The 13,328-nt window shown below is 59.5% G+C and carries 12 protein-coding genes and 4 tRNA genes; 10 read left to right on the top strand and 6 right to left on the bottom strand.

Translation table 11 applies throughout. From position 1 onward, the window contains the following. The first annotated feature begins 77 nt into the window (after window positions 1-77). Window positions 78-1,952, top strand: coding sequence for an MFS transporter (locus KSS91_RS20350; protein ID WP_217835927.1), 1,875 nt, complete (start codon window positions 78-80; stop codon window positions 1,950-1,952). Window positions 1,953-2,074: 122 nt separating this feature from the next. Here the strand turns inward: KSS91_RS20350 and sugE are convergent, their stop codons facing one another. The 3 genes from sugE to rdgC all read right to left on the bottom strand — a co-directional run bounded on the left by sugE (window position 2,075) and on the right by rdgC (window position 4,541). After that, on the bottom strand, window positions 2,075-2,389 hold the full coding sequence (gene sugE, locus KSS91_RS20345) for a quaternary ammonium compound efflux SMR transporter SugE (protein ID WP_007977599.1): 315 nt from the start codon (window positions 2,387-2,389) through the stop codon (window positions 2,075-2,077). A 118-nt stretch (window positions 2,390-2,507) separates the two neighbouring features. Then, complete coding sequence (locus KSS91_RS20340; protein ID WP_217835926.1) at window positions 2,508-3,473, bottom strand: bile acid:sodium symporter family protein; 966 nt, start codon at window positions 3,471-3,473, stop codon at window positions 2,508-2,510. 147 nt (window positions 3,474-3,620) lie between these two features. Further along, window positions 3,621-4,541, bottom strand: a complete 921-nt coding sequence (gene rdgC, locus KSS91_RS20335) for a recombination-associated protein RdgC (protein ID WP_007969735.1) — start codon at window positions 4,539-4,541, stop codon at window positions 3,621-3,623. Between the two features lie 159 nt (window positions 4,542-4,700). Between rdgC and KSS91_RS20330 the strand changes: the two genes are divergently transcribed. The 4 genes from KSS91_RS20330 to KSS91_RS20315 all read left to right on the top strand — a co-directional run bounded on the left by KSS91_RS20330 (window position 4,701) and on the right by KSS91_RS20315 (window position 5,242). Beyond that, a tRNA-Val gene (locus tag KSS91_RS20330) sits at window positions 4,701-4,776 on the top strand. Window positions 4,777-4,795: 19 nt separating this feature from the next. Then, window positions 4,796-4,872 (top strand) — tRNA-Asp (locus KSS91_RS20325). A gap of 198 nt (window positions 4,873-5,070) precedes the next feature. Then, a tRNA-Val gene (locus KSS91_RS20320) sits at window positions 5,071-5,146 on the top strand. Window positions 5,147-5,165: 19 nt separating this feature from the next. Continuing rightward, window positions 5,166-5,242: transfer RNA gene (locus tag KSS91_RS20315), tRNA-Asp, on the top strand. A 128-nt stretch (window positions 5,243-5,370) separates the two neighbouring features. Here the strand turns inward: KSS91_RS20315 and KSS91_RS20310 are convergent. Together KSS91_RS20310 and KSS91_RS20305 are read right to left on the bottom strand one after the other, a co-directional pair. Next, a complete protein-coding gene (locus tag KSS91_RS20310) occupies window positions 5,371-6,507 on the bottom strand; it encodes a catalase family protein (protein WP_217835925.1) in 1,137 nt (378 codons plus the stop codon). 28 nt (window positions 6,508-6,535) lie between these two features. Then, a complete protein-coding gene (locus tag KSS91_RS20305; RefSeq protein WP_217835924.1) occupies window positions 6,536-8,338 on the bottom strand; it encodes a di-heme-cytochrome C peroxidase in 1,803 nt (600 codons plus the stop codon). Between the two features lie 267 nt (window positions 8,339-8,605). Here KSS91_RS20305 and bamJ point away from each other — a divergent pair, with 267 nt between their 5' ends. From bamJ to KSS91_RS20280, 5 genes are all read left to right on the top strand, one after another. Beyond that, complete coding sequence (bamJ, locus tag KSS91_RS20300; protein WP_015096142.1) at window positions 8,606-9,322, top strand: BamJ family beta-barrel-assembly machinery protein; 717 nt, start codon at window positions 8,606-8,608, stop codon at window positions 9,320-9,322. Between the two features lie 292 nt (window positions 9,323-9,614). Beyond that, on the top strand, window positions 9,615-10,070 hold the full coding sequence (locus tag KSS91_RS20295; protein WP_217835923.1) for a YkvA family protein: 456 nt from the start codon (window positions 9,615-9,617) through the stop codon (window positions 10,068-10,070). 114 nt (window positions 10,071-10,184) lie between these two features. Then, window positions 10,185-10,526 carry a helix-turn-helix domain-containing protein gene (locus tag KSS91_RS20290; RefSeq protein ID WP_015096140.1) on the top strand — a complete coding sequence of 114 codons (342 nt, stop codon included), beginning with the start codon at window positions 10,185-10,187 and terminating at the stop codon, window positions 10,524-10,526. Further along, window positions 10,523-10,894, top strand: coding sequence for a hypothetical protein (locus KSS91_RS20285; protein WP_003223109.1), 372 nt, complete (start codon window positions 10,523-10,525; stop codon window positions 10,892-10,894). The genes KSS91_RS20290 and KSS91_RS20285 overlap by 4 nt, the downstream gene beginning before the upstream one ends. Next, the gene (locus tag KSS91_RS20280; protein ID WP_217835922.1) at window positions 10,895-11,302 is read left to right on the top strand and encodes a sel1 repeat family protein; all 408 of its coding nucleotides are present in this window, start codon (window positions 10,895-10,897) and stop codon (window positions 11,300-11,302) included. Window positions 11,303-11,402: 100 nt separating this feature from the next. Here the strand turns inward: KSS91_RS20280 and KSS91_RS20275 are convergent, their stop codons facing one another. Continuing rightward, entirely contained in the window at window positions 11,403-13,193 is a 1,791-nt protein-coding gene (locus KSS91_RS20275; RefSeq protein ID WP_217835921.1) for a bifunctional diguanylate cyclase/phosphodiesterase, read from the bottom strand. Between the last annotated feature and the right edge of the window lie 135 nt (window positions 13,194-13,328).

The raw sequence follows: 13,328 nt of genomic DNA, 5'->3' as shown, positions 1-13,328 counted from the left end.
GTGTGGCCTGGATCGAGTTTCGATACTCCAATTACAGTATCCAGGCCACTCTCTACATAATCAGGGACACATGGAAGATGAGTCACCCCTCACAGTTCACCTTGTTGCGTACCCGGCGCTTCCTGCCGTTCTTCATTACCCAGTCCCTTGGGGCATTCAACGACAATGTGTTCAAGCAGTCGTTGATCCTGGCGATTTTGTACAAGCTGACCATCGAGGGTGACCGCTCTGTCTGGGTCAACCTGTGTGCGCTGCTGTTTATCCTGCCGTTTTTCCTGTTCTCGGCCCTGGCCGGGCAATTCGGGGAAAAGTTCGCCAAGGATGCGTTGATCCGCCTGATCAAGCTTGGGGAAATTGCCATCATGGCGGTCGGCGCCGTCGGTTTTCTGTTCGATCACCTGTCGTTGATGCTGCTGGCGCTGTTCGCCATGGGCACCCATTCGGCGCTGTTCGGGCCGGTGAAGTACTCGATCCTGCCGCAGGCCCTGCGTGAGGAAGAACTGGTCGGCGGCAACGGCCTGGTGGAAATGGGCACCTTCCTGGCGATCCTCGCCGGCACCATTGGCGCCGGAATCATGATGTCTTCAGCGCATTACGCACCGGTGGTGTCCACGGCGATCATCGGCATTGCCGTGCTCGGCTACCTGGCCAGCCGCAGCATTCCCCGGGCGGCGGCCGCCACACCGCAAATGCGCCTGAACTGGAACATCTTCAGCCAGTCCTGGGCCACATTGAAACTGGGCCTGGGGCAAACACCGGCGGTGTCACGCTCGATTGTCGGCAACTCATGGTTCTGGTTTGTCGGGGCGATCTATCTGACGCAGATCCCGGCCTATGCCAAGGAATGGATGCACGGCGACGAAACCGTGGTGACGCTGATTCTGACGGTGTTCTCGGTCGGCATCGCATTGGGTTCGATGCTGTGCGAGAAGCTTTCCGGGCGCAAAGTCGAGATTGGCCTGGTGCCGTTCGGATCGTTCGGCCTGACCGTCTTCGGTCTGCTGTTGTGGTGGCATTCCGGTGGAATTCCGGACAGCGCCGCCGGCCATGGCTGGATCGACATCCTCGGTTTCGGCCACACCTGGCTGGTGTTGCTCGATATCCTCGGCCTGGGCGTCTTCGGCGGTTTCTACATTGTGCCGCTGTACGCGCTGATCCAGTCGCGCACAGCGGAGAACGAGCGGGCGCGGGTGATTGCCGCCAACAACATCCTCAACGCGCTGTTCATGGTGGTGTCGGCGATTGTCTCGATCGTCCTGTTGAGCGTGGCCAAGCTGTCGATCCCGCAGTTGTTCCTGGTCGTGTCGTTGCTGAACATCGGGGTCAACGCCTACATCTTCAGGATTGTCCCGGAGTTCACCATGCGTTTCATGATCTGGCTGCTCAGCCATTCCATGTATCGCGTGGAGCACCGCAATCTGGACCTGATCCCCGACGAAGGCGCAGCGCTGCTGGTGTGCAACCACGTGTCGTTCGTCGACGCCTTGCTGATTGGCGGCGCGGTACGTCGGCCGATTCGCTTTGTGATGTATTACAAGATCTACAACCTGCCGGTACTGAACTTCATCTTCCGTACCGCGGGGACGATTCCTATTGCCGGGCGCCAGGAAGACATCCAGATATATGAACAAGCCTTCACGCGCATTGCCCGGTATCTGAAGGACGGTGAGCTGGTGTGCATCTTCCCCGAGGGCAAATTGACCGCCGACGGCGAGATCAACGAGTTCAAGGGCGGGCTGACGCGGATTCTCGAGGAGACACCGGTGCCGGTGATTCCGTTGGCCTTGCAGGGGTTGTGGGGGAGTTTCTTCAGTCGCGATCCGAATAAAGGGCTGTTTCGCCGGTTGTGGTCGCGGGTGACGTTGGTGGCCGGGCCGGCGGTGGCGGTTGAGGTGGCGGAGCCGGTGAAGTTGCAGGCGTTGGTGGGGGATTTGCGCGGGGCAGTTAGATAGTCGGTGACAGTTCGGCCTCTTCGCGAGCAAGCCCGCTCCCACAATAATCGCAGGTGTACACAAAATGTGTGATTCACCTCCGGCCCTGTGGGAGCGGGCTTGCCCGCGATGGCGTCAGTGGCCTAAGCGCTGACCTTCAGGCCAACAAGCCCGGAAATGATCAACGCCACACTCGCCAACCTCACCAGCGCCATCGACTCGCCAAACAGAATGATCCCGGCGATCACTGTGCCAACGGCGCCGACACCGGTCCAGATCGCATAGGCTGTGCCCAGCGGCAATTCCTTCATTGCAAGGCCGAGCAAGCCAAGGCTGATAGCCATGGCCGCAACGGTCAATACGGTGGGGAGCGGGCGGGTGAAACCGTCGGTGTACTTGAGGCCGACGGCCCAGCCCACTTCGAAAAGGCCGGCGAAAAACAGAATGATCCAGGACATGAAGACCTCCATCGTCTGACGGGGTCGTCCCCTGATTAATGACTCGATCGAGCCGCGAGGTCGTCCTCGCGTTGCGCAATATAGTGCCCAGCATTAACCCAGGGATCAAGTTTTCCAGTCAGTCGCTGACCTGTTGCGCCGTCATTTCCCGATCCTGCTTTTCACTCATGCGGCGGAAGTACGTCGAGAGCAATGCCCCGGAAATGTTGTGCCAGACACTGAACAATGCACTGGGCACTGCCGCCAGCGGCGAGAAGTGCGCACTGGCCAGCGCGGCGCCCAAGCCGGAGTTCTGCATGCCGACTTCCAGGGCCAGGGACTTGCGCTGGGCCAGTGGCAGCTTGAACAGGCGCCCTGTGAAGTAACCCAGCAGGTAGCCAAAGCAGTTGTGCAGCATGACCACGGCCATGATCAACAGGCCCGACTCGGCAATCTTCGCCTGGCTGGCGGCCACCACTGCCGTGACAATGATCACGATGCTGACCACCGACACCAGCGGCAATACGTCCACAGCGTGGCGAACCTTGTCGCCGAGCACCCGTTGGGCAACCACGCCCAGCACGATCGGCAACAGCACCACTTGCAGGATCGACCAGAACAATTCCATGAACGACACCGGCAACCATGCCGAGGCCAGCAACCAGATCAGCGCCGGCGTCAGCAGGGGGGCGAGGAGGGTGGTGACGGCGGCGATGGCCACCGACAGCGCCAGGTCGCCACGGGCCAGCCAGGTCATCACGTTCGACGAGGTGCCGCTTGGGCAGCAGCCGACCAGAATCACACCGACGGCGATTTCCGGCGGCAAGTGGAACGCCTGGCAGAGCAACCACGCCACGTCCGGCATGATCACGAAATGGGCAACCACGCCCAGGGCCACGCGCCAGGGATGGCGGGCGACTTCGGCGAAGTCTTCGAGCTTGAGGGTCAGGCCCATGCCGAACATCACCAGCCCCAGCAGCGGCACGATGGTGCCTTTGAGACCGAGGAACCATGCCGGCTGCAGGAACGCCACGACAGCGAAAATCAGTACCCAGTAAGCGAAGGTGTTGCCGACAAAACGACTCAATGCAGCCAGTGCGCGCATGGCCATATCCTTTTTATTGAGTAGCACCACAAAACCAAATGTGGGAGCGGGCTTGCTCGCGAAAGCGGAGTGTCAGTCGACATAAGTTCTGACTGATACTCCGCTTTCGCGAGCAAGCCCGCTCCCACAGTTTGAGATCACAAGGCTTTAGATACCCTGAGGCGTCTCTTCTCCACCCAACGCTTCAACCAGCGCCGGCAGGAAGTCGCCGAAGGTCAGCATCATCAGGGTGAAGCTGGCGTCCAGTTGGCCCAGGGCTTCGTCGCCGCCGTCCTGTTCCGCCTGGTCTTGCAGAAGGTCTTCGAACTTCAGGCGCTTGACCACCATCTTGTCGTCGAGGACGAACGACAGTTTGTCCTGCCAGGCCAGGGACAGTTGAGTGACCACTTTGCCGGTGCTCAGGTGCAGCTGGATTTCTTCGCTGGTCAGGTCCTGGCGCTTGCAACGCACAATGCCGCCGTCTTCGTGGGTGTCGCGCAGTTCGCACTCGTCCAGCACAAAGAAATCGTCCGCGGCTTTCTGCGTGGTGACCCACTCGGTCATGGTTGCGGTCGGCGACATTTTCACGGTCAGCGGACGCACCGGCAGGGTGCCGATCACTTCACGCAGGGTCGACAGCAAGTCTTCGGCGCGTTTCGGGCTGGCCGAGTTGACCAGGATCAGGCCCTGTTTCGGCGCGATGGCAGCGAAGGTCGACGAGCGGCGGATAAAGGCGCGGGGCAGGAAGGCCTGGATGATTTCATCCTTGATCTGATCGCGTTCCTTCTTGTAGACCTTGCGCATTTGCTCGGCTTCGATCTCTTCGACCTTTTCCTTGACCGCGTCACGCACGACGCTGCCCGGCAAAATACGTTCTTCCTTGCGCGCGGAAACCAGCAGGAAGTCACCGCTGACGTGCACCAGTGGCGCATCTTCGCCTTTGCCGAACGGCGCGACGAAACCGTAGGTGGTCAACTCCTGGCTTGCACATGGGCGCGCCAGTTTGGTGGCCAGTGCAGTTTCCAACGCCTCGGCATCAACAGGCAGATCTTGGGTCAGGCGATAGATAAGCAGGTTTTTGAACCACATGGGGTGAGTCTCTCCTTTATACAAAGGGGGGCATTATTGTCTTCGCCGTGCCATAGGCCAACCTTTCTCTAAGCCTTTGGAAGGCCTGAGAAAATTATTTTAAAAAGTGCTTGCCAGAGGTTGGGTCGCTCCGTAGAATGCGCGCCACACCGAAGCGAAGGGTGATTAGCTCAGCTGGGAGAGCGTCTGCCTTACAAGCAGAATGTCGGCGGTTCGATCCCGTCATCACCCACCATTCGTTTCATGTGTTTAGCGCAGCGGTAGTTCAGTCGGTTAGAATACCGGCCTGTCACGCCGGGGGTCGCGGGTTCGAGTCCCGTCCGCTGCGCCATATTCGGTAACCTGGAACACTGAACGCCAGGTCACCACGGAAAAACCCGCGATAGCGGGTTTTTTTCTGCCTCAAGTTTGTACGTTGTACCCGCGGGATGTGTCGTTTTTCCGGTTTTCGGATTTATTTGAAAAAAACTTCAAATAAATCAACACTTTACGAAAACTTGTGGCATAATGCGTCCCGTAACGAAGCGAAGGGTGATTAGCTCAGCTGGGAGAGCGTCTGCCTTACAAGCAGAATGTCGGCGGTTCGATCCCGTCATCACCCACCATTCGTTTCAAGCGTTTCGCGCAGCGGTAGTTCAGTCGGTTAGAATACCGGCCTGTCACGCCGGGGGTCGCGGGTTCGAGTCCCGTCCGCTGCGCCATATTCGGTAACCTGGAACACTGAACGCCAGGTCACCACAGAAAGCCCGCCTTGTGCGGGCTTTTTGCTGTCTGGCATTTGGCCGGCCTTCAAAGCGATCCCGGGATCGCTTTTTTTGTGTCTGCGCAGTTATTGCTCGGCGTTGCGGCTGTGTCGGTAGTCGCTGACAGCTTCATAGACGGCTTTGCGCAGGCGATTGATTCCGCCGATGGGGCGGTGTGCCTCGATACCGAACCAGGGATTGAATGACTGGTTGTCGCATTGCAGGTTCAGCGCCGGTGTATCGAAGTCCTGCGCCGGCACCTTGATCTGCGCCACCGTCTCGAAGGGCGCATCGCTTTCGCGCCATTCAATGCTGGTGTCTTCAATCGGCATGTACTTGTTGGCGTCCTGTCGCTGGATTTGCAAGACGAAACACGCGGGTACCCGGTCGGTCGACAACTGTTGATTGAGCGCATTGCGCAGGAAGTTCGGCAACTCGCGGTTTTGTTCCGGCAGGTTGTAGGCCGGGCAACTGCCCGGATCGGGCATGACCCGGAACTTCGCATTGGCTTCACCGAATTTGTAGGGTGAAACCGAAAAGTACGTTGTCCGGGTTGGGCTCGATGGAGCAGGGGACAACGTCGCCAGGGCAGTAAACAGGTGGCGAACCTGCCACGAACGCGGATCCCACCCCGGAAAGAACGCCATCATTTTTTTACCCTCGGCCTGGGCAGCGACGTTCTGACGGTATTCGGCCACGTTACTTACAAAGAAATTCGGATGGCTGAACATCACAAAGTCCTGTTCGCTTCGCCCCGGCTGATCGCTCAATAGTTGTTTGCCCGGAACATCGAACAGCTTGATCGCCATGCCCCGGGCATCGCGGATGCTGTCGAACTGCGGGTAGGCATTGCCATTGGACAGGCGCATCGTCGCTTGCCAGGTTTTGCCCGGTTCGCTGAACACGCCCTGGCGCAATTCGCTGGCCAGTTCCGGTAACACCTGGACTTCGGCTTTGACGCAACCGTGGGCCTTGGCGTGGGCATCGCGCAGGTAGCGGGTGCTTTCGCGGTGCTGATCGACGATGCGCAAGGCGGTCTGGATGATATCCCGGGTCATTGCGGCTTCACCGTCCGCAATCGACTCTTGCGCCGAGACCGGTCCGCGCTGCTGCCAGGCAAACCAGGCGGTGGCCAATGCCCAGCCAAGCGCGCCGAGAACCAGCAGCCACAGCAACAGCTTGCCGATGAAGGCGCCCAGGCGCAGCCAGAGTGTAATCAGCATGAGAGCGTCCTTTTGGCCGAGTTCATGGTCATGGCAATTGCGCTTCCAGCGGGCCGCCCAGCACTTTCAGATACTCCAGCAGTGCCCAACGCTCCTGTGGCTGCAACCAGCGGCCGATCACGCCATTGCCGAGTTTGCCGGCACGGAATTCATGACCACTGTTGTGGTTGCCGGTGATTCGCGTGTCGAACAGAAAACCATTGGTAAAGGCTTCGGTGCGGTAACCCAGGTGTCTCGGGTCATATTCGAAAGTGCCTTTGTAGAACGTGGTTGCTCGCTCATCCTGAGGCGACAGCAATTGATAAAGGCTCGGTACCGAGCCGTTGTGCAGAAACGGCGCTGTCGCCCATACACCCGCCAACGGCCTGGCCTTGTACGAACGCAATTCGCGTACGCCGATTGGCAGGCCGAAACCGTCCATTTCCGGGTGCTCGGCGGGGGGGACATTGGCGTCCTGATAGGCACGGTTGCGGACAAATGCAGTGACATAGGCCAGCCCCGAGGCCACGGACATCTTGCTCAGGTCCAGTGGCTCGTCGGGTTTTGGCTCTACATCAAGTTTTTCCAGTTCCGCCTGCTTCCATTGCAGCGCCGTCAGGTCAAAGCGATGGTCGGCGATGTTGTTGGCCGCACCCGGGTCTGTGCCGATGGCATCCACCGGGAGCATTTTCAGGTGCTGAACGTATCGTCCCTCGCCCTGGGTGGTTCGCGGTACATGACAGCCCGCGCAGTTTTCCGCGAACAGGGTACGTCCCTTGGCGGCCAGCGGTTTGTCGATCGCGCCCAGCAGGTCTTCCGGCCAGGCCGGAGGCGAGAGTCGTTGCAGGGTTTCTTCGATCAGGTGCAGGTCGCGCACACGGACACTGGAGGGATAGCGGGCATCGCCCATCAGCGGCTGGCCGTTCTGGTCGAAGAAGTTCAGCGTGGCACCGACGCCCAACGCCTCGCCGATGTTGCGGGCCATCGGTTGTTTCGCCGAGCCGTTCCACTGCACCCATTCGAACGTCCACATGTCCCACAGTTGCGGATAATCGACCGGAGCGTTGGCCACGCGATAGTTGTCGGGGGAAATCGCGTCACCGAAGCTGGCGTTGGCAATGCGCCCGAAGGCATCGGTGCGGCCCGGGCCTTCCTCGGTTGGATAGAGCCCGCGATGGGTGTCGTTCCAGGCCACTTTGAGGAATGTATCGAGTGAAGCCTTGAATTCTTTGCGCAGTTGCTTGTGGTGCGTCTCGTAGTCCTGGCCCAGTACGTTGCGTGCGAAACGTTCGAATTTCCACGGGTTGTAGTAGGTCGAGACCAGGCTGGCGACCAGGGCTTGTCCGAAACTGCCCCCTTTGAGCGTAGGAACACTGGACGGCAGGACATGCTGCGCCGAACCACCGTCTATACGCACGGCTTGCCCCTTGAAGCGCAGTTCACCGGTGTGGCAGGCCGCACAGGTGATATCCAGAAACACATCCGGGCTGCCGGCATTCTGATGCCGGGTAAAGCCTGCGGGGAGGTTGCCGGGGTTGTTCGGTGTCGGTTTCTGGCCGGGGTCCACCAGAAAACCGAAGCGCGCGAGGTACTCGGGGGCGGCGAAGCGTTGCTGCGAGAAGGGCAGTTCGAGGGCGGTGAACCAGTCATAGCGCAAGCCTTTGACCTGGGTGCCCTGGGGTGTGAAGTAATAAGTCTCTCGGTCGACGGCGCTCCATTGCTCCAGGTAATGCACCTGTTGGGCAGGCGACCAGGCCGGCAATTTCGGGTTGGCGACGTAATAGAGAACCACGGCCAGGGCCAGCCCGAGCAGGACTGCGATGAGAACCAGCAAGCGTAGGAAGAGGCGCAAGATAAACATCCTTGTCGAATTATCATGCCGTTATGCCCGAGTGCCCAAGATGCGGCAAGAGGCCATTACGCCAGATTGCAGGTTCAGCAATCAGCCTCTGTCGGAGCAAGATGAAAGAAGCTTCATCACTCCAATTATGAAAAGCGTTTAAACACCTGAACTTATCAATTGATTCCGGCTCTCATGCCGGTAGCCATTGGTCGTGGCGGCCTGATAAGCTCGCGGCTTTACTCGATTGCCCTTTAGGCGCATGAACAAGGAAATAGCATGAAACAGCATCGGTTGGCGGCGGCGGTGGCCCTGGTTGGCCTGGTACTCGCGGGTTGTGATTCGCAGACCAGCGTAGAGCTGAAAACTCCGGCGCAAAAAGCTTCCTACGGCATTGGCCTGAACATGGGCAAGAGCCTGGCTCAGGAAGGGATGGATGACCTGGATTCCAAGGCTGTAGCCCAGGGCATCGAAGACGCCGTCGGCAAGAAAGAGCAGAAGCTCAAGGACGAAGAACTGGTCGAGGCGTTCGCCGCACTGCAAAAACGTGCCGAAGAACGCATGGCCAAGATGAGCGAAGAGTCGGCCGCTGCCGGCAAGAAATTCCTCGAGGAAAACGGCAAGAAAGCCGGCGTGACAACCACTGCTTCGGGCTTGCAGTACGAAGTCGTGCAGAAAGCCGATGGCCCTCAGCCAAAGCCGACTGACGTAGTGACTGTTCACTACACCGGCAAGCTGACCAACGGCACCGTATTCGACAGCTCCGTCGAGCGCGGCAGCCCGATCGATCTGCCGGTCAGCGGTGTGATCCCGGGTTGGGTCGAAGGCCTGCAACTGATGCACGTTGGCGAGAAGTACAAGCTGTACATCCCTGCTGACCTGGCTTACGGCGCCCAGAGCCCGAGCCCGGCGATTCCGGCCAACTCGGTGCTGGTATTCGACCTGGAACTGATGGCCATCAAGGACCCGGCAAAAGAAGACGCCGCTGCCAAGTAAGTAGCGCCTGCTTCGATAACAACGCCTCGCTCATGCGGGGCGTTGTTGCATCTGGCGTTCGGCAGGGGTAAACAAAACGAACAGACGCTCTAGGCCGGAGTCTTAGGCATAGTAGTGTCGGCGGTAGACGCACAAGGCCGCCAAGTCAATGAAATTATGGGTTTTTTTTGATGAGTAAAAAACGCCCGATCTGAACGCAGGCCTTGTAAAACGGGGCTTGCAGCGATGAAAAGCAGCTCTGTTCACAAGGTTATCCACAATTTGTGTGGATAACATTTCAACGGGAGGAATGATGAAAGCACCCTGGAGTTTCGCTCGTTTCCTGCCACTGGCCGGACGTCTGCTGGCACGCGGTCGATTGCCGACCCTGTTGTTCGCGGTCGCCAGTAAAGGCGTAAGCCAGGGCAATCGACTAGGCAAGATCAAGGACGACCTGAAGCTGTTGCAGGCACTCTGCCTGGCCTACTGGCGTGGCGAGTATCGCGCCATCAGCCCCAAGGCGCTGGTTTCGGTTGTCGCGGGCCTGATGTACTTCCTCAGCCCGTTGGATGCGGTCCCGGACTTCATTCCGCTGTTCGGCATGTTCGACGACATCGCAGTCCTGGCGTGGTTGATGAAAGTGCTCGACGACGAGCTCAATGCCTTCCGCGCCTGGCGCAAACGGCAGGTCCCGGAGAAGCTCGCGGTGGTTGAGCGTCTACCCGATACCCCCGAGCAACTTCAACTGCAAGGCCCGAGAAAACGCTGAGTCGATTTCGACGACTTCATAGATTGATGCCCCCCGCGACCTTGGCCGCTGTTAGGATTACACTTCTAGGGAAAAGTGCCGACTCGCTAAGTGTTGTTGTCCTACGGGGTAGTGATGGATATTCAGATAATTACACGCGAAGGCGAGCCCGAGTATGCGGTTCTGCCATGGGCTCAGTATCAGGCGTTATTGAACGCAGCGGGCATCAAGGAGCAAGCGTCGCCTCAAGCCACGAAGCCTCAGGCGGCGACACCAGACGCGATTCTTCCGGGTCTGGATCAACTACGCAGTTTGCGCGAGGGGAAGGGCATCGCCATCGAGGCGCTGGCCCGCACGGTAGGCATCAGCCCGTCTTACCTGGCCATGATCGAAAGTGGCGAGCGTCTGCCCGACGCCGCGATTCGCCGCAGCCTGGCTTGGGAATTGACGGTGCCAGGATGGAGGGATGAATCGTGAGTGTACGCATCAGCCGTCAACACTGGGACGGATTGCTGGGCGAACTGGATCAGGCGCGGCGCCAGCGCCATCTGTTGACGTATCGGGCATTGCTGGAGCGTTTGCAGTTGCCGACCCCGGCCATGCAGACCCTGACGGCGGCCCTTGAGCATCTGGCGGCTCTGGACGCCAAGGCGGAGCAGCCACTGCGCAGTTCGCTGGTGATCAGCCAGGGCGCCAGCCGTTTGCCGCGCACCGGATTCTTTGAGTGTGTCGAGCGTCTCGGGCGTTTTTCCGGGCCGTCGGACGGCGTTGCCGCCGCGTCCTGGCACGCTTCGGAAGTGGTGCGGGTGTTCGAGTACGAATACCCGGAATCGGCCGAGGCCTGAATGTTTTTGCAACTCAAGGCGCGAGCCGGGTACTGGCTCGCGCGCCGGTTGTTTCACTGGTCGTGGTTTGTTCGCCAGCCGCAGGGCTGGCGCTGGCTCGAAGGCCAGTTTGCACGCATGGCCAACCTGGGCGACGTCGGCGCCCAGAGCTTCTATGGGCACATCCTGACGTTTCGCGGTGTCGGCCTCGGCGCTCGTGAAGAGGGCCTACGTTTGTTGCGCCTGGCGGCATTGGCGGGCGATGGCAAGGCGGCGTATCAAGTGGGCGTGATCAGTCTGGCCGGGACGGCGAGCAAGGCGCCGGATCCGCTTGAAGCGGCTCGGTTTTGGGAGATCGCGGCGAAGGCCGGGCATCCGTTGGCGCCGATCAAGTTGCAAGAGCTGGCGTCTCGCGAGTCTGAGCTATAACCCTGGGCTGGCGGGGATGAAGGGGGTAGTCGAGGATCAATTCAAGTTTCGGGTTGTTTGATCGGACGCCTTCGACTTGCCCGCGAAAGCGTCCTGTCAATCACCGCTGCCCCATCAGGCAAGCACCTTCACGTTCCTGCACCACCCGGCTATCAATCACATGCACGCTATAGCCCTGCACATTCTTCGCATGGTGCTTGGCTTGTGACGCCATTTCCGCCAGCTGGCTCGCATCGAGTTGTCCACAGGCCTGTGGATGAAGATGCACCACGCCGATCGACAGCGACAACAGCGCAAACTCCTGTCGCATGCCCTGGCGATTCGGTGCGATGAAGCAGCCGGCTTCCAGGTGCTCGCTGCGGTAGAAGCGCCGGCACTGGCTCTGGAAGTCGTCGAGCAACTGGTTCAATCGTTTGCGCCAGTCTTCCGGGCCGAGCACCAGCAGGAAATCATCACCGCCGATGTGGCCGACGAAGTCGCGGGACGGGTCGACGCGGTCGTTCAGGCATTGCGCCAGGCACAGCAGGACTTCGTCGCCGCGGCCATAGCCGTAGATGTCGTTGAAGGGTTTGAAGCTATCGATGTCCACGTAGCAGATCACCGACTCCCGTTGCTGTTGCAGCAGCCGCGTCAGGCATTGCTGGATCGGCACGTTGCCCGGGAGCAAGGTCAGCGGGTTGGCGTAGCGGGCTTGCTGGATCTTCAGTTCGGTAATCAGCTTGAGTACGTCTATCACGCGGCCCAGCCCGAGATAGCCGCCATTGAGGGTGATGATGAAATCTTCTTCGATGCGCTGGCGGGCACGGCCTGTGATCAGGCGACTGACTTGTTGCAGCGACTGACTCAGTTCGACGGCGAGGAAGTCATCGTTCATCAGGCGGCTGATGGGTTTGCGGGCGAACAGATCAGTGGCAAAGGGCTTGAGCAGGGCATCGGAGAGCGAATGCCGATGGACGATACCGCAAGGCTGACTCTGTGCATCCAGGACCGCCAGCGAGTTCAGGTTGGCCTGGCGGCGAAAGGCTTCGAGCACCGTGGCGGTCGGGGTGTCCCGGTTCACGGCGGGTTGCTCGTTGAGAAGTGCGCTGAGGTCGCTGCCGTCTTCGCTCAGTACAACGCTGGTGCTGTCCTGGCGTGGCATCAATGCCCGGGCATCCCGTGGCGGGTGTTCCTGAGGGCGGCAGAGCAGATAGCCCTGGACCAGATCGACGCCCATCTCGGTCAGTACCGTGAGCTCTTCCGGTAACTCGATACCTTCGGCTATGACTTGCGCCCGCGAGGCCTTGGCGATTTGCAGGATCGAGCCGACGAACTCGCGCTTGAGCGCATCCTGATGAATGCCATCAATGAAATGCCGGTCGATTTTGACGTAATCCGGCCGCAGTTCGGACCACAAACGCAAGCTCGAATAACCCGCTCCCAGATCGTCCAGCGCAATCGAAAATCCCATCGCCCGATAGTGATGCAGGGCGGTTTGCAGCAGCTGGAAATCATCCGTCGGCGTCTGTTCCGTGAGCTCGATGACCACCTGACTCGGCGCAATGCCGAAGTCCTGCAGCAATTGCAGGGTGCGTCCCGGTTGATGGGCCGCTTCGAGCAGGGATTCGGGGGATACGTTGAGGAACAACAGGCCGGGCAGTTGTTGTTCATTGAAACGTCGGCAAGCGCTTTGGCGGCAGGCAATTTCCAGCTCGCTCAAACGACCGGCTTGGCGGGCGACGGCGAACAGGGCGACAGGGGAGTGCAAAGGGCTGTTGGACGGCCCGCGACTGAGGGCTTCGTAGCCGAGAATGCGCCGCTCAGAGAGGCTGATGATCGGCTGGAACAAACTGTGCAAACCGCCTTGAGTCAGGATCGAGCTCAATGCACTCAGTTGTTCGGTTGTGGTCATGGCGATCTCTGGCGATAAAAAAAGGACTGGCGTGGTCCCTTTCGACAAGGAGCACGCCAGTCCCGTATTTCACGACAGAATGATGACTGTTTGATGACGCCCCGGAGGGCGCTGGCATTAAATTGCCATCATCTG

It is taken from the genome of Pseudomonas azerbaijanorientalis, from assembly GCF_019139795.1.
Taxonomy (GTDB): Bacteria; Pseudomonadota; Gammaproteobacteria; order Pseudomonadales; family Pseudomonadaceae; genus Aquipseudomonas; species Aquipseudomonas laurylsulfatiphila.
The sequence above is the reverse complement of the archived record's forward strand: the minus strand, read 5'-3'. Positions and strand labels throughout refer to the sequence as shown.

What these genes read in the sequence shown, in the direction of transcription:
- KSS91_RS20350 (WP_217835927.1), top strand. Translation starts at nt 78, where the DNA reads ATGAGTCACCCCTCACAGTTCACCTTGTTGCGTACCCGGCGCTTCCTG.
- sugE (WP_007977599.1), bottom strand. Translation starts at nt 2,389, where the DNA reads ATGTCCTGGATCATTCTGTTTTTCGCCGGCCTTTTCGAAGTGGGCTGG.
- KSS91_RS20340 (WP_217835926.1), bottom strand. Translation starts at nt 3,473, where the DNA reads ATGCGCGCACTGGCTGCATTGAGTCGTTTTGTCGGCAACACCTTCGCT.
- rdgC (WP_007969735.1), bottom strand. Translation starts at nt 4,541, where the DNA reads ATGTGGTTCAAAAACCTGCTTATCTATCGCCTGACCCAAGATCTGCCT.
- KSS91_RS20310 (WP_217835925.1), bottom strand. Translation starts at nt 6,507, where the DNA reads ATGCTGATTACACTCTGGCTGCGCCTGGGCGCCTTCATCGGCAAGCTG.
- bamJ (WP_015096142.1), top strand. Translation starts at nt 8,606, where the DNA reads ATGAAACAGCATCGGTTGGCGGCGGCGGTGGCCCTGGTTGGCCTGGTA.
- KSS91_RS20295 (WP_217835923.1), top strand. Translation starts at nt 9,615, where the DNA reads ATGAAAGCACCCTGGAGTTTCGCTCGTTTCCTGCCACTGGCCGGACGT.
- KSS91_RS20290 (WP_015096140.1), top strand. Translation starts at nt 10,185, where the DNA reads ATGGATATTCAGATAATTACACGCGAAGGCGAGCCCGAGTATGCGGTT.
- KSS91_RS20280 (WP_217835922.1), top strand. Translation starts at nt 10,895, where the DNA reads ATGTTTTTGCAACTCAAGGCGCGAGCCGGGTACTGGCTCGCGCGCCGG.
- KSS91_RS20275 (WP_217835921.1), bottom strand. Translation starts at nt 13,193, where the DNA reads ATGACCACAACCGAACAACTGAGTGCATTGAGCTCGATCCTGACTCAA.